The sequence below is a fragment of the Actinacidiphila sp. bgisy144 genome (genome assembly GCF_057708105.1).
In genome coordinates this window covers 224,126-250,854 of the sequence record NZ_JBYIRM010000007.1, presented here as the reverse complement: position 1 = coordinate 250,854, position 26,729 = coordinate 224,126, and the positions used below count along the sequence as shown (strand labels likewise).

The following is a 26,729-nucleotide window of genomic DNA, read 5'->3' as shown; positions in this document are numbered from 1 at the left end:
GATGCCCGCAGCCGCCCGCACCTACTGGCTCACCAGCCCGTGCCGCATCCGCCGCAAAGACGAATCCCTGATCATCGAACGGGACAACGCCGCCGGCGTCCACATCCCCGTCACCGACGTCCGCGACATCGTCGCCTGCGCCGAGACCGACATCAACACCGCGGTCGTCTCCCTCCTCAACCGGCACCGCATCAACGTCCACCTCCTCAGCTACTACGGCGACTACGCCGGCTCCCTGCTCACCTCCGACACGAGCACCTCCGGCGAGACCGTCCTCGCCCAAGCCCGCACAGCAGCCGACCCCCAAGCCGGCATGGCCATCGCCCGCAACATCGTGGACGCCTGCGCCTTCAACGTCCGCCGCGTCGTCGACCGCAAACTCCTCGCCCGCCCCTACACCGTCCTGCAGGACTCCCTCAAGACCAGCACCACCCAAGCCCAACTCATGGGCGCCGAAGGCACCTTCCGCCGCTCCGCCTGGGAAGTCATCGACACCAAACTCCCCGACTGGCTCCAACTGAACGGGCGAAGCCGCCGCCCACCGAAGAACGCCGGCAACGCCTTCATCAGCTACGTCAACGGCATCACCTACGCCCGCGTCCTGACCGCCGTACGCCTCACTCCCCTCCACAGCGGCATCGCCTTCCTCCACGGCACCATGGAACGCCAACGCCACTCCCTGGTCCTCGACCTGTCGGAGATGTTCAAACCCCTCATGGCCGAACGCCTCCTGCTGCGCATGGCCGCCCGCAACCAGCTCAAGGAACACCACTTCGACCGCGACACCAACCAGGCGATGCTCAGCGACACCGGGCGCAAACTCGTCGTCCAGACCGTCCGCGACGAGTTCGCCGTCACCGTCGCCCACCGCACCCTCGCCCGCAACGTCGCCTACGACGAACTCCTCTACCTCGACGCCCTCGCCCTCACCCGGCACTGCCTCGAAGGCACCCCCTACAAGCCCTTCCGGATCTGGTGGTAGCCGGTCGTGTACGTCGTTGTCGTCTACGACACGCTCGCCGAACGCAACCCCAAGATCCTCCGCACCTGCCGCAAATACCTCCACCACGTCCAACGCAGCGTCTTCGAAGGCCACCTCAGCGACGCCCAACTCCGCCGCTTCCACAACGCCGTCGAATCCGTCCTCGACCTCACCTACGACAACGTCCTCGTCTACACCTTCCCCCCAGGAGCCGTCCCCGAGCGCCTCGAGTGGGGCGCAACCGAACCCGCCCCGACCGACGTCCTCTGAACCACCCCGACCCCCACCGAATTTCAGCGCCACACCGGGCCCATGCGCACGACCGGAGGTCCGCTGCAAAACCCCACTCCCAACGGCCCCCTTCCCACCACCCGACCTGCAGCTTTACCGTGGGGCCCTCATCGCCCCTGCGAGGGGTAGCAACCCGAGGCCGAGCGCCGGATGCGCGACTACGCCGACCGCGCCCTCATCGCCCCTGCGAGGGGTAGCAACAAGGCGCGGCAGGTGATCCGCCCGGCGGTGGTGACCGCCCTCATCGCCCCTGCGAGGGGTAGCAACCATCCCACTGGCCCTGCTCCTCGGCCGAGAAGTTGCGAGCCCTCATCGCCCCTGCGAGGGGTAGCAACATCCACATGACCGTCTTCATGGGAACATCGAGCATGCCCTCATCGCCCCTGCGAGGGGTAGCAACGTTGCACGCGGGGACGGCGGCGCGGCCTGGTACACGCGCCCTCATCGCCCCTGCGAGGGGTAGCAACGTCATCATCCGTGTGGACGGCCGGAAGATGCCCGCCCGCCCTCATCGCCCCTGCGAGGGGTAGCAACTCGCCGTAGGCGCGGACCAGGCGGTGGGCGCGGGTGCCCTCATCGCCCCTGCGAGGGGTAGCAACCCCTACTCGCCCTGGCGGCCTACCGGGCAACCCACCTGCCCTCATCGCCCCTGCGAGGGGTAGCAACGCGGCAACGGCGGTGGGGGCGCGGCCGGGCGGCGGCCCTCATCGCCCCTGCGAGGGGTAGCAACATGCCGCGCCAAGCCGCCTGCACGATCGCCCGGAAGCCCTCATCGCCCCTGCGAGGGGTAGCAACCCGCCCTGCGGCGCGCCGCCGCCGAAGCCGGACTGCGCCCTCATCGCCCCTGCGAGGGGTAGCAACATCACGACACCGCCGGATGAAGGGCGTTGCCCTTCACGCCCTCATCGCCCCTGCGAGGGGTAGCAACGGCGTGCCCAGGGGCGGCCGCAGGCCGCGCGCAGGCCCTCATCGCCCTGCGAGGGGTAGCAACGTGTAGTCCAGGATGTCGACGCCCTGGCCCCACTGGTGCCCTCATCGCCCCTGCGAGGGGTAGCAACATCACGACCGGCGTACGGGCGCTGTTGGCCCACACCTGCCCTCATCGCCCCTGCGAGGGGTAGCAACGCGAGGACCGGGGCGAGCCACGGGGAGCCGAGCAGCGGCCCTCATCGCCCCTGCGAGGGGTAGCAACGCGTCCGGCGCCGACCCGACCGCCCGCCTGACCATCGAGCCCTCATTGCCCCTGCGAGGGGTAGCAACATGTCCATCGGCAGCTGGCGCTGCACGAAGTCTCTCGCCCTCATTGCCCCTGTGAGGGGTAGCAACAGGTTCCCCAGAAATGCGGAGCGGCCGGGCTCCTACAGCCCTCATTGCCCCTGCGGGGGGTAGCAAATGGTGCCGCTGGGGACGTGGACGTGGTAGAAGACCCCGCCCTCATTGCCCCTGCGAGGGGTAGCAACACGTACAGGACGGTGATCAGGGCGAGGCTGGCCAGCGCCCTCATTGCCCCTGAGGGGTAGCAACAGGGTCGTGGCGCGCTGGTCGGCGAGTGACGCCCCCGTCCTCATTGCCCCTGCGAGGGGTAGCAACGCGTCCGACTACACCTTGACCCGGCCGGTCGGAGAGCAGGTCCTCATCGCCCCTGCTAGGGGTAGCAACGCGACGAGCCGTACACGACGCCGGACGACCCGGAGCCCTCATCGGCCTGCGAGGGGTAGCAACAGTACGCCGAGCGCCCGGATGGCGGCCTGCTCCGGGGCCCTCATTGCCCCTGCGAGGGGTAGCAACAGGCGTTCCGCGACGTACAGCGGCGGAATCACGAGCCCTCATTGCCCCTGCTGACGTCTGGGTCGCGGGTGCCGGTGTGCACGTGTCTTCGACTGCTGCACTCCTGGCTGCGATCCGGCTCGAAGTCGTCCTCGGCCCGCTGGCCTCGAACGCTGCCAGGATGCTGCACTGGTCAATCTGGCGCAGACGCCACCAGGCAACAGCCCGACGCTGCCACTACTACCCGACGATCCGCCGACACACCTGCTGGATGGATCTCAAAATCGCCTGGAACGCTAGCAAAGTTCGCCGCTCGCGTCACGGTCGGTACCTGATCCAATCGGGAAGGCGGACGGATGCTTCTCCCGCCTTCCCGATGAGTGCAGTCACTCCGACCAGCCCGGCCCGTTGCCGTGCCAAGCTCAGCGGCGCCCGCAGCGCCCGCAGCGCCCGCAGCACCCGCGGCGCCCGCGGCACCCCGGTGAGCCCGGTGTGAGCCCGGACGCCTGCGGAACAGGGAAAACGGTCTGCCCCGAAGTGGACCAGTCATGCTGTCTACCTGCACGAACAGGGTTCTTGTGGACTACGGGTCATCCTTCGGTCCGGAATCCGGGCGACTTCTAATCCATTGGTTGTGGGTTCGAGTCCCACGCGGCCTACCGGAAGGGCCCTGGTCGGAGTGATTCCGGCCAGGGCCTCTTTTCGTCGGGTTCACACCGTTTCGGCGTGCTCCGGCCGGGACAGCGACCGGTCGGCGACGACGCCGAGCCGCTCTTCGAACACCTTGCCCGCGTCCGGGGTGAGCGTGGCCAGCGCGACCATGCTGCTCAGGATGACGTCGCACAGTTCGTGCTGGACGTCCTCCCAGGTGTGCGAGTTGCCCTTCCGGGGGTTGGCCGCCGCGGCCCCCATCGCGGCCTGGGCGACTTCGCCGACCTCCTCCGACAGCTTGAGCAGCCGCAGCAGCCGTGCCGTCTCCGGCGTGGCGTTGTCGTTCTCGTCGAGCCACCGCACGAGGCGGTCGATCGTCGTCCATGTCTCGTGGTTCACTGCGGGGTTGCTCCTTGCGTCGGGGGTGATCCGGGGTGCCGGGGGACCTTATCGAGCCCGCCGAACGCGGCCGGGCAGGCGACCGAGGCCGAGCAGGCTCTGGCGTCGGCGCATGAAGCACTCGCGAGTGCGAACGGCTCACCCCAACCGGACTGGGTCGCATGGGTCGATCACACGGAACTCCAGATCATGACCGGCCGGTGCTGGACCGAACTGCGGAGGCCGTTGAGGGCCGTTCCCGTCCTGGAGAGCGCGCTCGCCTCGTATGACGACAGCCACGCCCGCGACAAGGCGCTCTACACGTCGTGGCTCGCGGACTCGTACCTGACCGCTGGAGAGGTCGAGCAGGCCGCCGCCGCAACGGGACGCGCGCTGGACCTGGCTGACGGCGTCGCGTCCGTCCGCCCGCGCGCCCGGTTGGCGCCGCTACTCACCAAACTTGCGGTTCATCGGCAATCACCGGTGGTGGCCGTCGTGTTGGAACAGGCAGCGGGCTGACGCCTACTGGCTCTCGTTCGGCGCGGTGCTCGCCTCCACCCACCGGCGGTACGGAGGCGAACCCGCGGTGATCGGTACGGCGACGACCTCCGGCTTGTCCCAGGGATGGTGCGCCACCAGGTGCTCTTCGAGAGCGGCGTACCGCTCGGCGGTGGTCTTGAGCAGCAGTTGCCACTCCTCCCCGGTCCCGAACTCCCCGAGGTGCCAGAACACCGACGTCACCGGCCCGACCACCTGTGCCCCGGCCGCGAGCCGCGCCCGTACGACCGACTCCGCCAACTGAACTGCCTGCTCCCGCGTCTCGGTGGCGGTGGACACCTGCACGAAGTCAGTCACGCCGCTAGCCTAACCATCGGGTCGTACCCACGTGTCCGCGTTCAGGGCGGTGGCCGAGCGGTGGTGTCCCAGGCCGGGGCTGTTTTGCTGGTCGAGACGGCTCGCAAGGTGGGGCTTGACCAGGCGATATCGGCGGCGCTGACGCCGTGGCGACGTGCGAGGGCGGTGCACGATCCGGGCAAGATCCTGCTGGACGTGGCCCTGGCAGTCGCTCTGGGCGGAGACGGCCTTGCCGATGTCGCAATGCTGCGGGCAGAGCCGGTGATCGTGGACCTGGACGGAGTACTCGTGCTGGCCCACTCCGAGAAGCAGGACGCCACCGCGACCTGGAAGAAGACCTTCGGACACCACCCGCTGATGGGATTCGTCGATCACGGCAGCGGCGGCAGTGGGGAACCGGTGGCCGGACTGCTGCGGCCGGGAAACGCAGGCAGCAACACCGCCGCTGACCACATCACCACGACCCAACTGGCGTTGGCACAGCTGCCGAAGCAGTACCGGCGTGGACGCCGGACACTGACCGTACCGACTCCGCCGGCGGTACTCATGAGTTCGTCGCCTGGCTCGCCCAGCGGGGTCGGTGGCTGTCGTACTCGGTCGGCATGACCATCACCTGGCGGCCAGTCGTGGTGATATCCCCACGACTGCCGGGCAACCCCGGCTCAAAGCGCCACGGTTGCCGAGGGCGGTGGGCATCGCTGCTCGTTCTCACCTTGCCCCAACGGAGCCCTCCGCTCGCCGGAAGGTGAGAAAAGCCGACGTAGCCCCCTCCTTGTCGTGCGTGAATGTTGACTGATCGAGTCGCCATCCCACCGTCTCGATCACCTCGATGTACTCCGCGAGGCCATCGAGCGAGCCTGAGTAGTCCAGCGAGCCGCCGTTGATCCGGTACACGAAAACGACGCGGCCTTCGTCCATGGCCTTCTGCGCATCGTCGCGTATGGACTGGATCTTGGCCTGCTTCATGGATGCCACGACCTCTGTGAAACGCCTTGCGGCTCCTCTGGCGAAACCCTTGACGTTCTTGGTGAAGTCCATGCCATCTCCCCTGTCGTGCGCAGTGGCTCACTGCATCAGCCACAGGGCTGGACCGCCGCCACGGCGGGTCCCCCCCACGACGAGAAGGGTACGCAGCGGTGCGTCCCCCCGGGAGGTGACCAGCGGACCCGTGCCCGGCGAACCTTGGGGTGGCGTGCCGGGCCCGGGCGAACAAAGACCCGCGGGTGACGGGGTGGGCAGCGCGGTGAGGTCTACGTGAGGGGCCAGGCGTGCCCGGTCGGGTCGTCGAGCCACAGGGTGTGGCCGCCCTCGGCGGTCACGGTGAGTCCGTAGCGGTCGATGCCGGGGCGTCCGGCCTCGACCCACGTGTGCAGGTGCGGCGCGCGCTCCGCCCAGAGATCGCGCGGCCCCCCGTGGACGAGGTCGGCCTCGCGGGGGTCGCGCATGGTGATGCGGGCCCACGACTCCATGTCCGGGGTGTACAGGCAGCGCACGGTGCGCCCGTCCGCGTCGACGAGGTCGATCTGGGCGACGTCCGGGTGGATGAGAGAGGCGAGGAGCTGCGGCAGGTCGGCGTCGAGGCCGGCGGGGACGGTGATCGTCTGGTGCTCTCCCTGCGCGGCCGCCAGGGTGCCCGCGATGTGGCGGGCCGCGGCCGCGGTCGCGTCCGGCGTGGAGCGGGCCGCCATGAACGCGGTGAGGTGCGGCAGGAAGCGGCCGGATGCGCTGTGGTCCTCGCCGACCGTCAGGCGCGCGATGCCGTACCCGACGGCGACGACCATCAGGCCGCCCGGCCGGACCTGGGTCCGCCATGCGTCCGGCACGCGGCCGACGCCGCACGTCGCCACGAGCCGGTCGTAGGGCGCTCGGTCGGGGTGGCCCGCCACGCCGTCGCCCGCCACGAGCGTCGGGGCGTACCCCGCGGGTTGGCGCGGTGCTGGAGCTGGTGGCAGTGCCGGTCTCGTCGGCCTGGGTGATGAGTGAGGTGTCCTGGTACACCGCGGCGATCCAGGAGGGGTCCGCCGGCGTGTAGCGGACCTTCCCGCCGCGGGCCCGCAGGGTGAACTCGGGCACGAACACCTCGCGCGGCACTTCGGCGAACGCATCGCGCCAGCCCGGCGTGCCCAGGGCGCCGTCCGCGACGAGGCGTTCGGTCATGAGGCGGCGCAGCTCGTCGGCGGCGGGCGGGTTCCTCCAGGAGGTCGGCCAGGGCGTTGGTGATGGGGGTGCGCAGTGCCGGGACGTACGCCCACTGGCCGTTCGGGTTGAGGTCGACCAGTGTCCAGGCCCCGTTCGGACCAACGAGGAACTCCATTGCGGCATAACCGAGTTCGAACGCGTCGAGCAGGGCCGGCCGACCACGGGCATCCTGACCTCGTGAGCCGTGGTGATCCGCCTCTACGACTGGTGCGTTCTCAGGGCCACGGACGCGTCGACCTCGTTCGCGCGGACCCGTGACGTCGACACCGCCACAGCCGGGGCCGATGGCGTCCGCAGAGTTCGAGGATGCGCCTTGCTCTGACGACAGCGCTCGGGTGCGGAACGCACGGAAGGCTCTCGTCCGGCCGAAGCCAGGTGGGCAGCCTGCTGCCGTCCGACCTGCGGTCGGGCGGCTCCTCAGGCCGGGCCGCGGCGGAGGCCGTCGAGGACGGTTTCGAAGAGGGGGTGCAGGTAGTCGGGTGACTCGTTGACCTTGGCGATGGCGACGATCAGGTCGAAGACCTGCTCCAGGGTGAGGTCGTCGCGGATCTGCCCGGCTTCCTGGGCGGCGGCCAGCAGGGGGCGGCCCGCTTCGACGGCTCGGGCGCGGTGGCTGGTGAGGCCGTCCCGGTCGGTGTGCTCCAGCAGCTCGGAAGTGATCAGCCGCTTGTGCGGGATGAACGCGATCAGCCGGCGCAGCCAGGTGATGAGTGCTGCCGCGGGGGTCTGGCCGGGCTCGGTCGTGGCCGCGGCACAGACCTGGTCGACCTCGTCCGCGTAGAGCGCCTCCAGGAGCTCCTGCCGGCCGGCGAAGTTGCGGTACAGCGTGGCCATGCCGACCCCGGCGCGACGGGCGATCTCCGCCATGGAGATGTCGGGAACGGGCTCGGCGAACGCCTCCCGGGCCGCGTCGAGGATCTTGTCGCGGTTGCGCTCCGCGGCCGCGCGCCGCTTGGGGAACGCCGTCGTGCCCGCCTCCATGTGCTCCTCCTCCAGGCCTGGTCCTCGGGTCGGGGTACGCCGACCCCGGGGTGTGCCGGTCCGGGCACGCCGACCCGGGATACGCCGCTACGCCCGCCCCAAGGCTCGCACCCCCTTGGTGGACAGCCTATCCGTTATCGCTCTACGATTGACGGACAGCCTATCCGGAAACACCGAGGAGCACCGTCATGCCCCACCGATCCCCCCTCGCCCCGGGCGCCGGCACCTCCGCGCCCCCGGCCGCGGACCCTTCGCACGGGGTGGCCAAGCCCGGTGTCGCGCTCGCGGCCGTCGCGGTCGTGGCGTGCGTGGCGCAGTTCATGGTGGTGCTGGACTCCTCCATCGTGAACGTGGCCCTGCCGGCCATGAAGGCGGGCCTCGGCCTGTCGGCCCCGACCCAGCAGTGGGTGGTGAACGGCTACCTGGTCGCCTTCGGCGGTCTGCTGCTGTTCGCCGCCCGCGCCAGCGACCTGTTCGGACGCCGCCGCGTCTTCCAGACCGGTCTGGTCGTCTTCTCGGCGGCCTCGCTGGCAGGCGGGCTGGCGCAGGACGGCTGGATGCTGCTGGCGGCCCGGGTGGTGCAGGGCGCGGGGGCCGCGGCGCTGGCGCCCTCCAGCCTCAGCCTGATCACCGCGAGCCACACCGAACCGTCCGAGCGCACCCGCGCCATGACCTGGTGGGGCGTGGCCGCCTCCAGCGCCGGCGCCGCCGGCATCGTGGTCGGCGGCTTGCTGGCGTCGGTGAGCTGGCGATGGGTGATGCTGGTGAACGTACCCATCGGGGCCGGCCTGCTCGTCGCGAGCCTGACCTGCCTGGCGCCGACCGCGACCGCACAGCGCCGCTCGCGCATCGACCTCGCGGGCGCGCTCACCGTGACCCTGTCGGCCGCGACCTTCGTCTACGGCGTCGCGGCGGCGCCCGACGCGGGCTGGGGAGCCGCCCGGGTGATCGGCTCGCTCGTGGCCGGGGCGGTGCTGCTCGCGGCGTTCGTGGCCGTCGAGCGTCGCAGCAGCGAACCGCTCGTCCCGCTGGGGATCTTCTCCGTCGCCAACGTGCGCATGGGCAACGTCCTCACGCTGTGCATGGGCGCCGTCATCACCGCGCCGCTGTTCTTCCTCTCGCTGTACCTCCAGCAGGTCCTGGGACACAGCGCCGTGCGCACCGGACTGTCCCTGCTGCCCATGGTCGCGGTCATCAGCGCCGGGGTGCTGCTGTCCCAGAAGCTGATCCCCGTCGTCGGCGCCCGCCGCCTGGTGGTGCTCGGCGGGGTCGTCGCCGCCGTGGGTCTGGTCTGGCTGGGGCGGCTGCCGGTCCGCTCGGAGTACGTCGCCGGCGTGCTGCTGCCCACCGTCGTGGTGGGTGCGGGCACCAGCCTGACGATGATGCCCGCCATCGTCGCGTCGACCAGCGGCATCGACCCCCGCGACGCCGGCGTCGCCTCCGGGCTGCTCAACATGTGCCGCCAGCTCGGCGCGGCGCTGGGCCTCGCCGTCCTGGCCACCATCGCCGCCGGCGTCACCAGCCACAGCACCAGCGGCGGCAACGCGGCCGTCGTGGACGGCTACCGCGTCGCGTTCTACGCGCTCGCCGTCCTCGCCCTGGGCACTGCCGCCCTGGCGCTGCGGCTGCGGCCCGCGCCGGACACCGCGGCCGCGGCGAACGAGGCCGACACCGCCTGAGCCGGACCGGTTCCGCCACCGCCGCGGAGCACCATCCCGCGACCCCGGCCCCTCCTCTTCCCCACACCCGCCCGCCAGAAGGAAGCACCCCGTGCCTGTCAACGCGCCCTGCGGCCCCGTCAGGGGAATCGCGCACGCGACCCACACCGCCTACCTCGGCATCCCCTACGCGCGCGCCCCGTACCCCGACCGCGCCTTCGACGTCCCCCAGCCGCGGGGGAGGTTCACCACCTGCTTCGAGGCGACCCGCCACGGACCCAGCCCCGCCCACCCGCATGTCGCCCAGGAACTCTTCCCCGACCCCGTGATCGCGGGCGACGAAGCCCTCAACCTCAACGTCCACGCCCCCGCCCGCGGCGACGGCCCCTTCCCGGTGATCGTGTGGCTGTACGGGGGCGGCTTCTTCACCGGCAGCAACGCCGGCCCCTGGTACGACGGGGCCTCCTTCGCCCGCGACGGCGTGGTCTTCGTCGTCCCCAACTACCGTGTCGCCGCCGAGGGGTTCATGATCCTCGACGACCAGGTCGCCAACCGCGCCGTGCTCGACATCACCGCCGCGCTGACCTGGGTGCGCGACAACATCGCCTCCTTCGGCGGCGACCCCGCCAACGTCACCCTGGCCGGGCAGTCCGCCGGCGCGACGGCCGCGCTCGCCCTGACCGGCGCCCCGGCCGCCCGCGGCCTGTTCCGCCGCCTGCTCGTGATGAGCGCCGGCACGCCTCTGCTCACGCCGCTGGAGCGCATGCGGCAGCTCTCCGCCGACTTCGCCGCGCAACTCGGCACCCCGCGGACCCGGCAGGCCCTCTCGGCCGCACCCACCGCCCGCCGGATGGAACTCGAACGGGCCTGGCTGCCCGGAGAAGTCCAGGCGCCCGCCGACAGCGTCGACGAGCGCGCCCGCCGGGCCGGCCGGGACGCACTGCGCTGGCAGCCCACCCTCGACGGCGAAGTCATCACCGCCGCACCCGAGGACGCACTCTCCCAACCCGGCGGCGTGGAGGCCCTGTTGATCGGCACCACCACCCAGGAGTGGAACTTCCTGCTCGGCGACCTCACCACCGCTCCCAGCATTGACGCCTGCGTGCAGGGCATGGCCAACCTCGGCCTCACCGCCGACGACCTCGACACCTACCTCGGCCGGCTCGGCAGCCGCAACCCCGGGCACGCGCTCGCGCAGGCGCTGAGCGACCGCACCTTCCGGCGCCCCGCCCGCCACATCGCCGACACCGCCGCCCGGGCCGGCATCCCCACCTACGCCTACCAGTCCGCCTGGCCCGCCCCCGTCTTCGGCGCCGCCCACTGCGCCGACCTCCCCTTCGCCTTCGACCACCTCGACGCACCCCAGGCCCCCGAACTCCTGGGCCCGGCCGCCCCCCAGCACCTCGCGACGCGCATGCACACCGCGCTCGTCCGCTTCGCGCACGACGGCGACCCGGGCTGGAGCGCCTACACCCTCGACGAGCGCCGCACCCTGGTCTTCGACCACGACCCCTACGAGTACGCCGACGCCCTCGCCGAAACCCCCAACCGCCTCGGGAGACCCGCCATCAGGGCAACCCGCTGACCGCGCGCCTCGGCCGGCCACTGCCTCGGCCGGCCACCGCCTCGTCCGGCACCCGCCGCTGTCCGCAGCCGTACGAAGCCGGACCCGCGGCGGGCTCATCTGGCCGGAATCAGGCGGGTGTTTCACATGGCCGTCACAGGCTGCCTTCCTAACGTCACGCAAATGACCAACCGACAGCACGATGAACCCGACAACGCCGTCGTCTCCCGTGCCCTGACCCGCCGCCGCGCGCTCACCCTCGCCGGTGCCGGCGCCGTGGCGCTCACGGGCCTCGGCGCCGCGGCACACGCCTCCGACCGGACCACCGCCGCGGGATCGGCGACGGTCGGAGCCGTGCGGGCGGACGCCCTGGCCGCCACCACGTGCATGCAGTTGACCAGCGAGCAGATCGAGGGACCGTACTACCTCGACTACGAACTCTTCCGAAGGAACGTCGTCGAGGACCGCACCGGTATCCCGCTGCTGCTCGTCCTGCGCGCGGTGGACGCCACGACCTGCCGCCCGCTGCGCAACTCCGCCGTCGAGATCTGGCACTGCGACGCCTCCGGCGTCTACTCCGGCTACACCCAGACCGGCAACGGCGGCGGCGGTACCCCGCCCACCGGCACTCCGCCCACCGGGACCCCGCCCACCGGCGGCCCGCCGTCCGGAGGCGGCGGCGGAGGCCACGCCACCCCGACGGACGACCTCACCTGGCTGCGCGGCATCCAGATGACCGACCACGAGGGCTTCGTGACCTTCCGTACCGTCTTCCCGGGCTGGTACACCGGCCGTGCCGTCCACGTGCACACCAAGGTGCACACCGGCGGCACGCACACCTCCGCGGGGTACACCGGCGGCCGCACCTGCCACACCGGGCAGTTCTACTTCGCCGAGACCGCCGTCGAGGCCACCACCGGCGTGACGCCGTACTCGGCTAACACCGTGACCCGCACCACGCTCGACGAGGACGGCATCTACCCCGGTACCGGGACCCAGGGCGGGCTGCTCAAGCTCGTCTACGACCACCGGCACATCCAGCGCGGTGTGGCCGGCCACATCACGATGGCCGTGGACCCCGCCGCCACCAACGACGGCGAAGACGCGCCCGGAGGCGGCGCCGCCCCCACCTCCACCCCGACCGCCGGCGCCTGATCCGGTCGACCGCCGCCCGGACCCTCGCCCCTTCACACGGGCCCGGGCGGCGGTCACCGGCGCCGTGGCCGGGGCGCGCGGCTACCGCCCGCGGTGTGCGTCTTGTCAGGTACGGACCAACGGGGCTACGGTGCGAGGGCGGCGTTACTACTCCGGTCCCCCCACGGCCTTCGAGCAACGGAGTTCCGATGTCACCTGTGCGTGTGCGGCTCGGCCGCCTCCTCGGCGCGGTGGTCGCCGGGTTCCTGTCCCTGGTGCTGGTGCAGCCGTCCGCGCACGCGAGTTCGTGGGGGGCGCCGCAGACCGTGGACTCGTGGAACGTGATCAGCGGCCGGTGGACCGCCAACAACGAGTTGGAGACGTACTCGCCGGACTGCGTGTGGTACGACGGCGGGACGCTGATGATCAAGACGTACCAGTCCGGCGGGACGTACTACTCGGGGCGCGTGGAGTCCAAGGCGCTGTACGGGTACGGGACATACCGCTTCACCGCGAGCATGCCGAACGGGCAGGGGCTGCTGCCCGCGGTGTGGGCGGCGTACCTGAACCCGTGGCTGCCGGAGATGGACGGCGCGGAGATCGTGGGGTCCGACCCGGACACCGTCTACCAGACCTTCCACGACACGAACAACGCGCAGACGCAGTGGAGTGCGCACAACTCCGCGGGTTGGACGAACAGTTACCACACGTACTCGTTCAGCTGGTGGCCCGACCACATCGACTTCGACGTGGACGACGTCTACCAGGGCACCAAGTGGTACACCACCGGTTCGGGCGTCGGGATGCACTTCATCATCGACACCGCGGTCGGCGGGGACTGGCCGGGCAACCCGGACGCCTCCACCTGGGCCACCGCGGACGGCGCCCGCTACCTGAAGGTGTCCTCGGTCACCTACACCCCGTACTACCCGTGACCGCCCGCGGTCGCGGCCGGGAGATTTGACCAAGTCCATACTGAACGGGCCGCGGGGCGGGGTGGGAGGCCGTGGGTACGTTCGGGGGTATGACGCTGCCGAAGGCGAACCCTTTGCGCAAGTACCGGGACGTGGCCCCCGAGGGTGACGTCCCGACCACGAGGACGACCGGGATCGACCCGAACTTCTGGTATCCGCTGGCGCGTTCACGGGACCTGAAGCCGGGAAGGACGCTCGCGGCGCGGTTCGCGGGGGCGGAACTGGTGCTGGTGCGGCCCAAGAAGGGCGCCCCGTACGCGTTGGAGGACCGCTGCGCCCACCGCCAGGTGCCGCTGAGCATGGGGGTGGTCAAGGACGAGCAGCTGCTGTGCGGCTACCACTGCTGGGCGTACGACCGGACCGGCGCGTGCGTCAACATCCCCTACCTGGACCGGAAGCGGACCCTGCCGAACGGGGTGCGCGCGTACGCCTGCCGGGAGGCGCACGGCTTCCTGTTCGTCTTCCCCGGCGACCAGGAACTCGCCGACGTCACCCCGGTGCCCGAACTGCCCTACCACCGCGACAGCAGGTACAAGACCCGGGTGCTGGACCGGGACATCGCCTGCCACTACTCCTTCATGCACGAGAACCTGATGGACATGAACCACCAGTTCCTGCACCGCAGTCTGATGGGCCGGATACGGGCCCGGCTGCTGGACGTGCGGGAGGGCGAGGACTGGCTGGAGGCGGACTACTCCTTCTCGCGCACCGAGGGCAAGCAGTCGCTGGGCGAGCGGCTGATCATCGGCAGCGGCAGCACCGACAAGTACGCGGACCTGATGACGATCCGCACCGGCTACCCGTACCAGACGCTGCGCTACTGGACCGACGGCAAGCGCGAGGAGCCGCCGGCGCTCGACCTGTGGAACGCGTACGTGCCCACCGACCAGGCGCAACACCATAACCACACCTACGGGTTGATCATGGTGCAGAAGCTGCCGGTGCCGGGGGTGATCCATCTGCTGTGGCCGGTGATCACGCTGTTCACCGAGGGGATCTTCGGGCAGGACCGGGTGATCGTGGAGGCCGAGCAGCGCGCGTACGAGACGCAGGGCGCCGACCTCAACAACGAGGTGTTCCCGGTCATCCAGTCGCTCAAGGCGCTGCTGGCCCGCCGCGGGGTGCCGATCGAGCCGTAGGACCGCGGGAGGCGGGCAGCGCGATGCCGTCGGCCCGCCCGCGCACCGACCGGTGTGCGGGCGGGCCGGAACGGCTCAACGGCAGGCGATGGCGAAGGAGTTGTCGCCGGAGGCCGCCGCGGGACTGGTGGAGACGGTGATCCCGACGTACGGGCGGTCGCGGTCCGGCGCGATGTCCGAGACCTTCCCGCTGTAGGTGAAGCTCCTGCCGCCCTTGGGGAACTGGGCGGTCTGCGGCGAGACCAGCTGGACCGAGCCCTGGGGGTTCGGGGTGGAGCTGCGCCACCACACGGCCCGCAGGGTGCCCGAGCTGCCGTCGTAGCGGACCCGGACCGTGGCGCTCGCGGTACGGCCGTCGGAGGTGCACTGGGCGCCGGTGACGGCGACGGACGTGACGTGTGCCGAGCCCGCCGGGTCGTGCGGCTGCGGCGCGGTGGTGCGGCGGATCGTGGGCGGCGTGGTGGTCGCGGCCGGCGCGGACGTGGCGGTGGCGGGCGCGGTGGTCGGGGCGGGTACGGCCGACGTCGCGCTCGGGGACGGGGTGGTGGCGGTGGGCGAGGCGGTGGTGGCCTCCGGCGACGGTGAGGTCGCGGAGGCGGTGGCAGCCGGGGACGCGGCGGTGGTCAGGGCGGCCGACGGCGAGGGGTCCGCGGCGGCCGCGGTGCCGTGCTTCCCGCCCGTCGCCACGGCGGTGACAGTGATCGCGCCCGCGACGATGACGGCCGCGGCCGCGAGCAGCAGGCCCTTGCGGCGCCGCCGCCGGTCGGGCTCCTCCCCGGCACCGGCACCGGGAGCGGCGCCCTCGGTGTAGTCCGCGGTGACGAGCGGCACGAGCGCGACACCGGAGCGCGCCGGCTCGCCGGGCACAGGTGCGGGCGCGGGCAGCGGTACGGGCACGGGTGCGGCCTCGTCGGCCGGTACGGCGGGCGCTCCCGGCGCCACCGCGAACGTGTTGACCAGAGCCGCGAGTTCGGCGCGCCCGCGCTCCTCCCACGCGGCGCCGTACGCCGCCACGGCCACCGCTTCCAGCTCCACCGCGAAGTCGATCGCGCTGCGCGGCCGTTCGGTCGGCTCGGCCGCCAACCCTGCGGCCAGCAACGGCTGTACGGGCTCGGCGGCCTTCCCCTCGGGCAGGCAGGCGTGGCAGGTGGCGGTGGCCGCGAGCAGGTCCGCGGGGATGTCGGCGGTGCTGGACGTGCCGCCGAGGTCGACGAGCGCCGGGGTGCCCTCGGCCGTCACCAGCAGGTTCGCCGGAGGGCAGGCCGAGCCGCCCGAGATGCCCGCCTCATGGGCGGCGGAGAGCCCGAGCAGCGCGCCCTTCAGCACGGTCAGCGCCGCCTCGGGCGAGGTCGCGCCCTTCGCGTCGAGCAGCGCGGCCAGGGTGACGCCCTCGACCGGTTCCCGTACGGCGGCGGCGTGCGCGCCGTCCTCGACGTAGGCGAGGAGCCGTACGGTGTACGGCGATTCGAGGGTGGCGAGCCGTTCGGCCTCGGCGCGCAGCCGGGCGCGGAACCGGGCGTCCCCGGCGAGTTCGGGGGCGAGGTAGGTGATGGCGACCTGGGAGCCGTCGGCGTCGCGCGTCGCCCGGACGACCTGGCCGGTGGGGACGGCGGCGGGGCCGGAGGTGTGGGTGTACCCGGGGACCTGCCAGGCGGGCGCGGGCGGCTCGGCGGGGGCGGCGGTGCCGGGAGCGGCGGGGGTGGTGACAGCCTTGCCCGGGGCGGACTTCGCCGCGGGGCGGGCGGGCGCCTTCTTCGCGGTGCCGGACGGGTTCGTGGCCGTGGCCGCGGGCTTGGGCGCGGTCGTCGGCGGAGTCTTCGGCGTCTTCGGCGCGGCCTTGGACGTCGTCCTTGGGCCTGCGCTCTGGGCGGGGGCCGCCTTCTTCGCGGCGGTCGCCTTGCGTGCCGGGGTGGACGCGGCCGCCGCGGTCTTCTTCGCCGGTACGGCGGCGCGGGTTCGGGCCGCCTTGCGCGCCGACGTCCCCGCGGGTGCGCCGGCCGGGGCGGCGCCCTCAGCCGTTTCCCCGGAGTCGGAGCCGTCCGCCGCGCCCTCGGCGGGAGCAGCGTCCTTCGGTGCGGGCCGTGCCGCCGGGGCCTTGCGGACCGCCTTGGCCGCGGGCCTCCCCGACGGCTGCTGCGGGGACTCCGGCGCGGACTTCGGCGCGGGTTCCTGCTCGGGCTTCCGCGCGGGTTCCTGCTCGGGCTTCCGCGCGGGCTGCTGCTCCTGCTGCTCCGCGGCCCCGCCGCCCTCGCCGGGTATGCCCGCACCCGCGTCCTTGCCCGTGCCCTGGTGGTCGCTCACCTGAATCCGCCCCTCGCGCTGCCCCTTGTGGCGGAACTGCCGCTCGCAGCTCCCCGACGCCCTGTTCCGTACTCGGATTCCACCGGCGGCCGGGCCGATCTGCCGGGGCCCACGGCGTCCGGCAGCCGCCCGGAGACCGGAGAGGAGGGGCCGTGAGGGTCAAGAGGGTACTGCCACCGGCAAGTTGCCGGGGACCGGGCCGACCGCACAGGGCGGGAGAAGAGCGGCCCGGCCCCGTGGGACACGGAGGGCGGGAGCGGTGCGCGGACGCGAACGCGGCCGGGATCAGGCGTTCTTGATGCCCACGCCGCCGTAGAAGCCGATCTCGCGCTCGTCGGCGGTGGGCTCGGAGTCCGGCCGCCAGAACGGCACTTGCGCGACGCCGGGCTCGATCAGGTCGAAGCCGTCGAAGAACCGCGCGATCTCGGCGCGGTTGCGCAGGTTCATGCTCGCGGTGGCGTTGGTGTACGCGGTCGCGGTCTCGCGGCGGTCGTTGAAGTCGCTGGTGGCGTGCGAGAGCACCAGGTAGCTGCCGGCCGGGAGCGCGTCGCGCAGCGTGGCCACGATCCGCTCGGGTTCCTCGGCGTTGGTGACGAAGTGCAGGATCGCCACGAGGAGCAGGGCGACCGGCTGGTCGAAGTCGATGACCCGGTGGACGTCGGGGTGGTTCAGGATCGCCTGCGGGTCGCGCAGGTCGGCGAGGACCACACTGGTCGTACCGGCCTCGCTCATCAGCGTGTTGGCGTGGGTGTTCACGATCGGGTCGTTGTCCACGTACGCGATGCGCACGTCGGGCGCGACCTCCCGGGCGATCTCGTGGACGTTCGGGGAGGTGGGCAGCCCGGTGCCGATGTCGAGGATCTGCCGGACGCCGGCGCCGACCACGTGCCGCACCGCGCGTTGCAGGAACGCCCGGTTGGCCTGGACGCCGATCCGTGCCTCGGGCGCGACGCCGATGAGCTGCTCGCCCGCCTCGCGGTCCACCTGGTAGTTGTCCTTGCCGCCCAGCAGGTAGTCGTAGATCCGCGCGGGATGCGGCCTGCTGGTGTCGATCTCGTCGGCGCGGAAGCCGTTCTGCGTCACGCTGCGCTCCTCTCTCCGTGACGGGTGCCCGCCCCTCCCGCGAACGCCCGTGCGCGAAGCGTCTCACGTCAACGTCCCTGCGTACGAGGGGGGTTGCTGTTGTGGGAAGCACCGCCACGGGGTGTGCGCGGGCCGCCGCGCTGTGTCGTACGAGCGGGGTCGGCCGGGTCAGTCGATCGCGCCGCCCGCGCCGTCCGAACGCCACGGCAGCGCGGGCACGGTGGCCTCGGGCTTCTCGAACCAGCCCTCGGGCTGCGGCGGTCGCGGTATCTCGCCGCCCCGCCGCAGTGTGCGGCCGTCGCGGACGTGCCGGCCGACGAGCGCGCCGCCGAAGACCACGAAGCCCACGCCGACCAGCCAGGTGACCACCGTCAGCACGTTGCCGACCGGGCCGTAGGTGACCGCGTTGGACTCGAGCATGGGGGCGAAGAACAGGTGCGAGAAGATCCGCAGCCCGGCCAGGCCCAGCATGGTCAGGACCGCGCCGGGCAGGGCGGTGCGCACCCGGACTGAGCCGTAGAGCAGGAAGTTCTGGCCCCAGGCGAAGAAGAGCACGCCCAGGGCGAAGGTGAGCAGGATGCGTACCGCGCTCGGCACGGGGCCGCTGCCCAGCACCGCCGCGCTCTGCGACTCGCAGAACAGGTAGGCGGTGAGCACCGCCAGCCACACCGCGCGGCGCCAGTCGCGGTGCCACGGGCCGGCCGGCAGGTCCCAGATCTTGCGGTAGCCGGTCTCGACGCTCGCCACGAAGGACAGCCCGAAGTACGCCGCCGTGGCCAGGCTCCAGGCGCCGGTGGTGCTCAGCACGTGGTTGGGCGTGGCGAACATGCTGCGCATGCTGCGGGCGCCGTTGCCGTCCAGGCCCATGCCGTCGATCACCCACTGCGCGAAGCCGGGCCGGTGCTCCCACGGGGTCGCGGCGGCGACCACCACGAGCAGCGGCATCAGCGTGACGAAGCCGAGTGCGGCAAAGCCCATCGAGCGGTGCATCAACTCGATGTGCGACGCCTGCTTCGACAGGCGTCCGATCGCGGATCGCTTCCAGACGTCCGTCAGTCCAGCCATGCGTCACCTTCCCGCAGCGTTAGGGCTTGTGGATACCTGGCGGAGTACCCCGTGCGCAACTCCGGCCCCGGGCAAGCCCGGTGGCAGGTCGGGCGCGGCGCCCGGCAGCGGGTGCGCGGGGGTTGGGGCGGCCGCGGGCGCGGGGCCGGTCGCCGCGCGCTCAGCCCTTGCAGACGGTGAGCTTCAGCGCCGCGTCGATCGCCGCGCCCTGCGCGTCGGTCAGTTGGTGGCCGGTGCTGCTGAACCGCTGGGCGGCGAGGTGGTCGGCGGTCTGCGAGTCACCGTTGATCACGGTGCACTGGAGGCGGCCCTCCTCGATCACCTGGTTCGGGTCGGCGGCGAGCGACGGGTCTATCGCCTTGAGCGCGGCGAGGTACGTCTGCCGGTTCGCGCCGCTCGGGGCCGGCGGCCGGGTCGCCGTGGCGCCGGTGGTCGGGGCGGCGGTCACCGACGCCGTCGCCGGGGTGGTCGGCTCCGACGCGCTCTTGTCGCCGCTGCCGGAGGAGCACGCGGTCGCGCAGAACGTGGCGAGTGCGGCGGCGGCCACGGCCGCGGCGGCGATTCGGGTACGCATGCGGCCACCTTGCCCCACCCAGCGCCCGGCTGCCGACCTCTGTGACCGTGCTGTGACAGCACCGCAGCACGCCCCCGCCGCCGGCGGTCCGGGCCCGCCGGATACCCCCCGCCCGGCCCTGGACGGGGCACGACTGCGCCATGCCAAAGAAAGCGTTGACATTCCGGATTGCCAAAGTATTCTTTGGGGTATGACGATCAGTGATCCGAAGGCGATGCGGGCGCTGGCGCATCCGTTGCGGCTGGATCTGATGGAAGTGCTCTCGACGGTGGAGTCGGCGACGGCGGCCTGGTGCGGGCGGGCGCTGGGCGTGCCGCAGGCCAACTGCTCGTTCCACCTGCGCCAGCTCGGCAAGTACGGCTTCGTGGAAGAGGCGGAGCACGGGGGCGACCGGCGGGAGCGGCGGTGGCGGCTTGTGGACGCGAGCAGGGAGATGCGGTTCGACGTGGCCGGGGCGGACACGGCCGCGGCCGAGGCGATCGGCCGCAGGCTCGAGCGGAGCGTCGTGGAGCGCGAGATGGCGGCCATCCTCGGGTACGCGGAGCGCCGCGGCTCGGAGAGCCCGGAGTGGCGGGGCAAGGCCGGCATGGTGAGTGCGCTGGCGGTCGTCTCCGCGGAGGACATGCCCGAGATCGAGCGGCAGTGGCAGGAACTGCTGCGGCCGTACCTCGTGACGCCCGAGCAGGGCGCCGGCTCGGACGCGTGGGTGCGGGACGCGGTCGGGGGCGGGTCGCCGCCGCGGCGGCTCGTGCGGTACTTCATGGCGGCCACACCGGTCGCCGCGGAGGGCTGGGGCACGGACGGCGCGGCCGTGTCCGCCCAGCCGAGCGGGTCCGCGCGCCCGGCGTCCGGACCGGGCGCGGGCGAGGCGTACCCGGCAGGGCGGGAACGCACGACCGGAAGAGGCGGGGATGGCAGTGACGCGTGACGGGGAAGTCGACTTCGAGACCGAAGCTCCGGTGGACGGCTCGCTGGACGTCGTCTGGAGGCATGGCGTGCGCGCCCGATGGCAGCAGGAGCCGCCCGTCCAGACGCACTGGTACGACCCGCACACCGTGCTGCTCCGCCAGAGCAAGACGGTGAACTACGAAGCGCCTTTCCTCTTCCTCCTCTTCGGCAACGAGCGGGCCCTGCTGCTGGACTCCGGCGCCACCGGGGACCCGGCGGCGTGTCCGCTGCGCGCCACCGTGGACGGGCTGGTGGACCAGTGGCTGGCCGCACACCCGCGTGAGGGGTACGGCCTGGTGGTGGCGCACACGCACGCGCACGGCGACCACGTGGCGGGGGACCCGCAGTTCACCGACCGGCCCGGGACCGCGGTGGTGCCGAAGGAGGCGGACGCGGCGCGGGACTTCTTCGGCCTCGGCTCGGACGCGGCGGCCCCGGGGAGCGCCCCGGTCTCCTTCGACCTCGGCGGCCGGGTGCTCGACGTGCTGGCCACGCCCGGCCATCACGACTCGTCCCTGACCTTCTACGACCGCTGGACCGGCATCCTGTTCACCGGCGACACCGTGCTCCCGGGCCGGCTCTATGTCGCCGACTTCCCGGCCTTCCTCACGACGATGCGGAAATTGGCCGAGTTCGCCGGAACCCACCCGGTCACCCATGTGCTGGGTTGCCACATCGAGATGGCGCGGCGGCCAGGCCGGGACCACCCGCTCGGAGCGACCTTCCAGCCGGGCGAACGGGCCCTCCAGATGACCCCCGCCCAGCTCGTGGCGATACGCGACGCGGCCGTCTCCGTCGCCGACCGGCCCGGCGTGTACCGCTTCGACGACTTCGTGATCTACCACGAACCCGGAAAGCGGGAGACCCGCAGGCTGCTCGCCCGGGCCCGGTGGCGCAAGGCGCTGGCGGCCCCGCTGCGCGGCTGACGCGGTGTGCGGAAGGTGCGGGGGCGTGGCGCGGTGAGAGGCGCTGCCGGGCCGCATGGGCGCGGCACAGCGGAGAGTTGCGGGGGCGTTACCGGGTCTTGACTGAGCGGATGCCGTCCCGGGGCTCCCGGAGAGCGGGACCGCGGGGTTAACGTATGCCCTCACGTCCCGATCTGGGGGAAACATGCGCATCTGTGCCACCTTCCGCACCACTGGTGTCAGCGCTGGGCTCGTGGCGGTGGCCGCGGTGTGCGGGCTGCTGGCCGGGTGCTCGTCGGGCGGGGCGGACGGCGGCGGCGCCCGGAGCGCGGCCACGGCCTCGGAGCAGGCGGTGGCGGTGGGCCTGACGTCGGCGGAGCAGGTGGCCTCGACGCTGGAGCGGAGCGTGTCCACGATGACGACGACGGTCGTGTACACCGCGGCCACGGACCCGGACCACCTGCTCGGCACCTCGCGCGGCTACCTGTCGAAGGTGGCGTTCGCCGACTCCCGGGTGCAGCCCGCCGACGTGGAGGGCACCAAGGTGGACGCGGTCGTCCGCGGCGGCAGCATCGAGACGTTCGCGACCGCGGCGCAGGCGCACGCGCGGGCCCGGTCGATCGAGAGCGGCGCCCAGGGCACGGCGAGCGCGGGGGAGTACCACTACTACGTCGGCGCCTCCCTGATCCGGGTCTCCCAGGTCCTCACGCCCGCGCAGGCGAACGACTACGAACTCGCCGCGAGCAGCCTCGGCTGACGCGACCGCCCGGCGGCGGGCGGACGCCTCAGTACACGTCGCGGACGTACCGCTTCTCCGCCGCGAGCCGCTTGACGTACGCGTCGGCCGCGTCGCGGTCCAGGGCGCCGTGCACGGCGGCGACGTCGCGCAGCGCGCGGTCGACGTCCTTGGCCATGCGGGCCGCGTCGCCGCAGACATAGAGGTGGGCGCCGTCCTGGAGCCAGCGCCACAGGCGGGAGCCGTGCTCGCGCATCCGGTCCTGGACGTAGACCTTCGCGCGCTGGTCGCGGGAGAAGGCGGTGTCGAGGCGGGCGAGGGTGCCGCCGTCGAGGTGGGCGGTCAACTCCGCCTCGTAGTAGAAGTCCGTCGCGCGGTTCCGCTCGCCGAAGAACAGCCAGTTCGGGCCGCGGTCGCCGCGGGCGCGGCGCTCGTCGAGGAAGCCGACGAAGGGCGCGACGCCGGTGCCGGGGCCGATCATCACCATCGGGGCGGCCGGGTCAGCGGGCGGCCGGAAGTTCGGGGCGCGGCGCAACGCGACGGGCACCTCGGCGCGTTCGGCGGCGTCGGCGAGGAAGGGCGAGCACACGCCCTGCCGGGCCCGGCCGCGCGGGCTGTCGTAGCGGACCACCGCCACGGTCAGCGCGACCTCGTGCGGGTCGGTGAGCGGGCTGGAGGAGATCGAGTACTGGCGCGGCTGGAGCCGGTGGAGGACGCCGGCCCACTCCTGGGCGGTCGCGGACACCGTGTACTCGGCGAGCACGTCGACCGCCTGGCGGCCCCAACTCCACTGGGCGAGCCGGTCGTTGCCGTCGGCGCGGAGCATGTCGCGCAGCCGGCGGTCACCGGTGCGCTCGGCGACGAAGCGGAGCAGGGCCGGGGTGATGCGGGTGATGTCGAAGTGGCGGTGCAGCGCCTCGCCGAAGGGCAGTGAGACGGTCCCCCCGCCGGCCACGTCCACGGCGGTGGCGCCGTCCAGCCCCGTCACGGCGAGCCATTCCGCCACGAGGTCGGGGGAGTTGACGGGGGTGACGCTGAGCGCGTCCCCGGCTTCGTAGCCGAGCGGCACCTCGCACGCGCGGGTGTCGAACGTGAAGCGCCGCACCTCCTTGGTCGCGCCCGGGCCGCTGAGCAGGCGGTTGCCGGTCAGCAGCGCGGTCACGGGCCGCGCGGCGCGGGCGGGGGCGGTGCGGGCCGCGCCGGGCGCCCCGGAGACGCCGGGCGGGGCCGCGGGCGGCCGTGCGGAGGCGGGCGGTGCGGCGGGCGCGGGTGCGGGCGGGAATACGGGCGCGGGCGGTGCGGCGGGCGTCTGCCCCAGGGTCGTGAGCATTCCCTCCAGCCACGCCCCGGCCGTGTCCTCGTAGTCGGGCTCGCAGTCGGTGCGGGGTGCCAGCCGTACGGCGCCGAGTTCGCCCAGCCGGTGGTCCAACCGCCGCCCGTGGCCGCAGAAGTCGTCGTAGGAGGAGTCGCCGAAGGCCAGTACGGCGTAGCGGCGGCCCTCCAGGCGGGGCGCGTCGGAGGCGGTGAGCGCGTCCCAGAAGCCGGCGCCGTTGTCGGGCGCGTCGCCGTCGCCGTAGGTGCTGGTGATGAGCAGCAGGTCGGCGGTGTCCGGCAGGGTGCGGGGGTCGGTGGTGTCCATGCCGGCCAGGGCGGGACGGTGGCCCGCGCCCGCCAGGCGCTCCACGACACCGGCCGCGAAGTCCTCGGCGGTGCCGGTCTGCGAGGCCCACAGCACCACGACATCGCGTACGGGGGGCGGCACGGGCCGGTCGGGCGGCGCCGTCTCCGCGGGGCCCTGCCCGGACTGCTGGTCCGGCCGGTACGGGGGGTGCGGTTGCGGTGCCTCCGGCGCGCGCGAGTACATGCCCGCGAGGACGCCGTTGACCCAGCGCGCGTGGGCGGGCCGGAACGGCGCGTCCGGGGGCAGCACCGGCACCCCGGGAGCACCGGACTCCAGCCCCGACAGGAACCCGACGAGGTACTGCCGTTCGTCCGCGCCGAGCACGGGCGGCGGATCGGTGAGGCCGAACAGGCCGACGGCACCGGCGAGTCCGGCGGGTGCCGCAACAGCAGGCGCCGCGACGGCGGGTACGGCGGCGGGTGCGTCCAGCGCCGGGGCCGGGGCCTCCGCGAGAGCCGGGGCCTCCCCGGCAGCACCGGCAGCCCCGAGATCCCCGCCTTCCGCAACGCCCCCGCCTTCCGCGGTCTCCCCGACCGCCGCGGCCACCTTCGCCAGGGCCACCGCGCACACCTTGAACTCCGGCTGGAAGGAGATCGGGTCGATGGCGTCATTGGTCACCGCGTTGACACTCAGGTCCTTGCCGAACAGGTCGTTCCAGTGGAAGGGCGCGAAGCAGCAGCCGGGCAGTACCCGGTCGGTGACCACCGCGGGCAGCAGCGCCCGGCCGCGCCGGGAGGCGACCTCGACCGTGTCGCCGTCGGCGATGCCGAGCCGGTCCGCGTCGGCGGGGTGCAGCTCCACGAACGGCGCCGGGTTGAGCCGGTTCAGCTTGGCCACCCGCCCGGTCTTGGTGAGGGTGTGCCACTGGTGCGGCAGCCGTCCGGTGTTGAGCGCGAACGGGTAGTCGTCGTCGGGGAGTTCGGCGGGCGGCAGGTGCGGGCGGGGGAAGAAGGCGGCGCGGCCGCTCGCGGTGGGGAAGCGCGGCCCGTCCGGCCCGGTGTACCGGATCGGATTGCGATCGGGCCCGTCCGGGTCCGCGGCCGGCCACTGCACGGGGGTGCCGCGCAGCCGCTCGTAGCTGACCCCGCGCAGGTCGTAGCCGGTTTTGGGGTTCCAGGCGCCCTTGAGTTCCTCGAAGACCTGCTCGGCGCCGGTGTAGGTGAAGGCGTCGGCGTACCCCATCGCGCAGGCGATGTCCGCGATCAGCCGCCAGTCCGCGGTCGACTCGCCGGGCGGGTCGAGCGCGGGCCGGGCCAGCGTGAGGTTGCGCTCGCTGTTGACCAGCACCCCTTCGGTCTCGGTCCACATCGCGCCCGGCAGCACCACGTCGGCGTGCGCGGTGGTCTCGGTGTCGGCGAACACGTCCTGCACGACGACGAGTTCGGCCGCCGCCAGGCCCTCGACGACGGTCGTCCGGTTGGCGACGGAGGCCACCGGGTTGGTGCAGATGATCCAGCACGCCTTGATCTGCCCGGCCGCCATCCGCCGGAACATCTCCACGGTGCCGCCGCCGGCGCCGTCCGCGCGGATCGTGCCGGGCGGCAGGCCCCACAGCTCCTCGGCGGCGGCCCGGTCCTCGTCGACCAGCACCGAGCGCTGCCCGGGCAGCCCCGGGCCCATGTAGCCCATCTCGCGGCCGCCCATCGCGTTGGGCTGGCCGGTCAGCGAGAACGGACCGCTGCCCGGGCGGCAGATCGCGCCGGTGGCCAGGTGCAGGTTGACCAGGGCGTTGGTGTTCCAGGTGCCGTGGGTGGACTGGTTGAGCCCCATCGTCCAGCAGCTCATCCACTCCCGCGCGTCACCGATCAGCCCGGCGGCAGCGCGCAGGTCCGCCTCGGCGACCCCGGTCAGCTCCGCGACGGCCGCCGGCGGGTAGTCGGCCAGCAGCTCCGGCATCGCCGCCCACCCCTCGGTGTGCGCGGCGATGAACTCCGGGTCGGTGCGGCCGGCCTCGACCAGCAGGTGGAGCAGTCCGTTGAGCAGCGCGAGGTCGGTGCCCGGGCGCAGTTGGAGGAAGACGTCGGCCTTCGCCGCGGTGGCGGTCCGCCGCGGGTCGACCACGATCAGCTTGGCGCCCGCCTTGACCCGGTCCATCATCCGAAGGAAGAGGATCGGGTGGCAGTCGGCCATGTTGGAGCCGATCACCAGGAACACGTCGGCGTGCTCGAAGTCCCGGTAGGACCCGGGCGGCCCGTCGGCGCCCAGCGACAGCTTGTAGCCGCTGCCCGCGCTGGCCATGCACAGGCGGGAGTTGGACTCGATCTGGTTGGTGCGCACGAAGCCCTTGGCGAGCTTGTTCGCCAGGTACTGCGCCTCCAGGCTCATCTGGCCCGAGACGTAGAAGGCGACCGCGTCCGGGCCGTGCTCGTCGATGATCGCCCGCAGCCGCGCGGCGGTCTCCGCCACCGCGTCGGCGACCGGCACCGGGGCGGCCGGGCCGCCGCGCTCGGCCCGGACCAGGGCGGTGGTCAGCCGCCCGGGCGCGGCGAGCATGTCCGCGGTCGTGGCGCCCTTGGTGCACAGCCGGCCGAAGTTCGCCGGGTGCTCCTTGTCGCCGGAGACCTTGACCACGCCGCGCCGCCCGTCGGGCCCGGCGGCCACCTGGAGCACCATGCCGCAGCCCACCCCGCAGTACGCGCACACCGTACGCACCCGCCCGTCGCCCTCCGCCCGCTGCTCGGCGCCGGACAGGAGTTCCGGCCGGGGTCCGGACCGGGGCTCGGGCAGGGGTACGGACACGGGCGGGGGCGCGGGCACCGGCGCGGTCGCGGTGGCGGGCACGGTCGCGGGCACGCGGCTCCCCTCTCGGGTACGGCTGACCGTCGCACCGTACGAAAGGCCCGTTTCGCCGCGGTCACACCCG

The 26,729-nt window shown here is 72.8% G+C and carries 21 protein-coding genes, 1 pseudogene and 2 CRISPR repeat arrays; of the genes and pseudogenes, 12 read left to right on the top strand and 10 right to left on the bottom strand.

Going from position 1 to position 26,729, the window contains the following annotated elements; translation table 11 throughout:
• Position 1: 1 nt before the first annotated feature.
• Both cas1b and cas2 read left to right on the top strand, forming a co-directional pair.
• The gene (cas1b, locus tag AC3EVP_RS11375) at positions 2-982 is read left to right on the top strand and encodes a type I-B CRISPR-associated endonuclease Cas1b (protein ID WP_335970425.1); all 981 of its coding nucleotides are present in this window, start codon (positions 2-4) and stop codon (positions 980-982) included.
• Between the two features lie 6 nt (positions 983-988).
• Positions 989-1,252: a CRISPR-associated endonuclease Cas2 gene (gene cas2, locus AC3EVP_RS11370; RefSeq protein ID WP_335970427.1), complete on the top strand. Its 264-nt coding sequence runs from the start codon at positions 989-991 to the stop codon at positions 1,250-1,252.
• A 124-nt stretch (positions 1,253-1,376) separates the two neighbouring features.
• Positions 1,377-2,201: direct repeats of the CRISPR family, unit length 30 nt; unit sequence GCCCTCATCGCCCCTGCGAGGGGTAGCAAC.
• Positions 2,202-2,300: 99 nt separating this feature from the next.
• A CRISPR array of direct repeats spans positions 2,301-2,733; the repeat unit is 30 nt; unit sequence GCCCTCATCGCCCCTGCGAGGGGTAGCAAC.
• Between the two features lie 1,018 nt (positions 2,734-3,751).
• Here cas2 and AC3EVP_RS11365 read toward each other — a convergent pair.
• Complete coding sequence (locus AC3EVP_RS11365) at positions 3,752-4,090, bottom strand: MazG-like family protein (protein WP_435128724.1); 339 nt, start codon at positions 4,088-4,090, stop codon at positions 3,752-3,754.
• Between AC3EVP_RS11365 and AC3EVP_RS11360 the strand changes: the two genes are divergently transcribed.
• On the top strand, positions 4,082-4,588 hold the full coding sequence (locus AC3EVP_RS11360; protein ID WP_488179797.1) for an NsdA family TPR-like regulatory protein: 507 nt from the start codon (positions 4,082-4,084) through the stop codon (positions 4,586-4,588). The genes AC3EVP_RS11365 and AC3EVP_RS11360 overlap by 9 nt on opposite strands.
• Before the next feature lie 3 nt (positions 4,589-4,591).
• On the opposite strand, the gene cutA is transcribed toward AC3EVP_RS11360, so the two are convergent.
• Positions 4,592-4,924, bottom strand: coding sequence for a divalent-cation tolerance protein CutA (cutA, locus tag AC3EVP_RS11355; RefSeq protein WP_435128718.1), 333 nt, complete (start codon positions 4,922-4,924; stop codon positions 4,592-4,594).
• 15 nt (positions 4,925-4,939) lie between these two features.
• On the opposite strand from cutA, the pseudogene AC3EVP_RS11350 reads away from it, so the two are divergent.
• Positions 4,940-5,538: pseudogene (locus tag AC3EVP_RS11350) on the top strand (transposase); the annotation flags it as partial.
• A 94-nt stretch (positions 5,539-5,632) separates the two neighbouring features.
• Here AC3EVP_RS11350 and AC3EVP_RS11345 read toward each other — a convergent pair.
• The 3 genes from AC3EVP_RS11345 to AC3EVP_RS11335 form a co-directional block, all read right to left on the bottom strand.
• Complete coding sequence (locus AC3EVP_RS11345) at positions 5,633-5,962, bottom strand: hypothetical protein (protein ID WP_435128715.1); 330 nt, start codon at positions 5,960-5,962, stop codon at positions 5,633-5,635.
• A 212-nt stretch (positions 5,963-6,174) separates the two neighbouring features.
• Positions 6,175-6,825, bottom strand: a complete 651-nt coding sequence (locus tag AC3EVP_RS11340) for a methyltransferase domain-containing protein (protein WP_435128712.1) — start codon at positions 6,823-6,825, stop codon at positions 6,175-6,177.
• 715 nt (positions 6,826-7,540) lie between these two features.
• Complete coding sequence (locus AC3EVP_RS11335; RefSeq protein ID WP_435128709.1) at positions 7,541-8,104, bottom strand: TetR/AcrR family transcriptional regulator; 564 nt, start codon at positions 8,102-8,104, stop codon at positions 7,541-7,543.
• A 188-nt stretch (positions 8,105-8,292) separates the two neighbouring features.
• On the opposite strand from AC3EVP_RS11335, the gene AC3EVP_RS11330 reads away from it, so the two are divergent.
• From AC3EVP_RS11330 to AC3EVP_RS11310, 5 genes are all read left to right on the top strand, one after another.
• Entirely contained in the window at positions 8,293-9,783 is a 1,491-nt protein-coding gene (locus AC3EVP_RS11330; protein ID WP_435128706.1) for an MFS transporter, read from the top strand.
• Between the two features lie 91 nt (positions 9,784-9,874).
• A complete protein-coding gene (locus AC3EVP_RS11325) occupies positions 9,875-11,347 on the top strand; it encodes a carboxylesterase family protein (protein ID WP_435128703.1) in 1,473 nt (490 codons plus the stop codon).
• Between the two features lie 162 nt (positions 11,348-11,509).
• Positions 11,510-12,481 carry an intradiol ring-cleavage dioxygenase gene (locus AC3EVP_RS11320; protein WP_435128700.1) on the top strand — a complete coding sequence of 324 codons (972 nt, stop codon included), beginning with the start codon at positions 11,510-11,512 and terminating at the stop codon, positions 12,479-12,481.
• Between the two features lie 188 nt (positions 12,482-12,669).
• Positions 12,670-13,395: a glycoside hydrolase family 16 protein gene (locus AC3EVP_RS11315; RefSeq protein WP_435128697.1), complete on the top strand. Its 726-nt coding sequence runs from the start codon at positions 12,670-12,672 to the stop codon at positions 13,393-13,395.
• 89 nt (positions 13,396-13,484) lie between these two features.
• Positions 13,485-14,573, top strand: coding sequence for a Rieske 2Fe-2S domain-containing protein (locus AC3EVP_RS11310; RefSeq protein WP_435128694.1), 1,089 nt, complete (start codon positions 13,485-13,487; stop codon positions 14,571-14,573).
• A gap of 75 nt (positions 14,574-14,648) precedes the next feature.
• Here AC3EVP_RS11310 and AC3EVP_RS11305 read toward each other — a convergent pair whose 3' ends face one another.
• From AC3EVP_RS11305 to AC3EVP_RS11290, 4 genes are all read right to left on the bottom strand, one after another.
• Positions 14,649-16,874: a protein kinase domain-containing protein gene (locus AC3EVP_RS11305; RefSeq protein ID WP_435128691.1), complete on the bottom strand. Its 2,226-nt coding sequence runs from the start codon at positions 16,872-16,874 to the stop codon at positions 14,649-14,651.
• A 285-nt stretch (positions 16,875-17,159) separates the two neighbouring features.
• On the bottom strand, positions 17,160-17,957 hold the full coding sequence (locus tag AC3EVP_RS11300) for an SAM-dependent methyltransferase (protein ID WP_335970448.1): 798 nt from the start codon (positions 17,955-17,957) through the stop codon (positions 17,160-17,162).
• Between the two features lie 168 nt (positions 17,958-18,125).
• The gene (locus AC3EVP_RS11295) at positions 18,126-19,022 is read right to left on the bottom strand and encodes a YhjD/YihY/BrkB family envelope integrity protein (RefSeq protein WP_335970450.1); all 897 of its coding nucleotides are present in this window, start codon (positions 19,020-19,022) and stop codon (positions 18,126-18,128) included.
• A 160-nt stretch (positions 19,023-19,182) separates the two neighbouring features.
• Complete coding sequence (locus AC3EVP_RS11290) at positions 19,183-19,596, bottom strand: hypothetical protein (protein WP_335970451.1); 414 nt, start codon at positions 19,594-19,596, stop codon at positions 19,183-19,185.
• 190 nt (positions 19,597-19,786) lie between these two features.
• Here AC3EVP_RS11290 and AC3EVP_RS11285 point away from each other — a divergent pair, with 190 nt between their 5' ends.
• From AC3EVP_RS11285 to AC3EVP_RS11275, 3 genes are all read left to right on the top strand, one after another.
• The gene (locus AC3EVP_RS11285; RefSeq protein WP_435128686.1) at positions 19,787-20,524 is read left to right on the top strand and encodes an ArsR/SmtB family transcription factor; all 738 of its coding nucleotides are present in this window, start codon (positions 19,787-19,789) and stop codon (positions 20,522-20,524) included.
• Positions 20,508-21,470, top strand: a complete 963-nt coding sequence (locus AC3EVP_RS11280; RefSeq protein ID WP_435128683.1) for an MBL fold metallo-hydrolase — start codon at positions 20,508-20,510, stop codon at positions 21,468-21,470. Before AC3EVP_RS11285 ends, AC3EVP_RS11280 begins: the two co-directional genes overlap by 17 nt.
• Before the next feature lie 184 nt (positions 21,471-21,654).
• Positions 21,655-22,206 carry a hypothetical protein gene (locus AC3EVP_RS11275; protein ID WP_435128680.1) on the top strand — a complete coding sequence of 184 codons (552 nt, stop codon included), beginning with the start codon at positions 21,655-21,657 and terminating at the stop codon, positions 22,204-22,206.
• Positions 22,207-22,234: 28 nt separating this feature from the next.
• Here the strand turns inward: AC3EVP_RS11275 and AC3EVP_RS11270 are convergent, their stop codons facing one another.
• The gene (locus tag AC3EVP_RS11270) at positions 22,235-26,479 is read right to left on the bottom strand and encodes a bifunctional nitrate reductase/sulfite reductase flavoprotein subunit alpha (protein ID WP_435128898.1); all 4,245 of its coding nucleotides are present in this window, start codon (positions 26,477-26,479) and stop codon (positions 22,235-22,237) included.
• Positions 26,480-26,729: the final 250 nt, after the last annotated feature.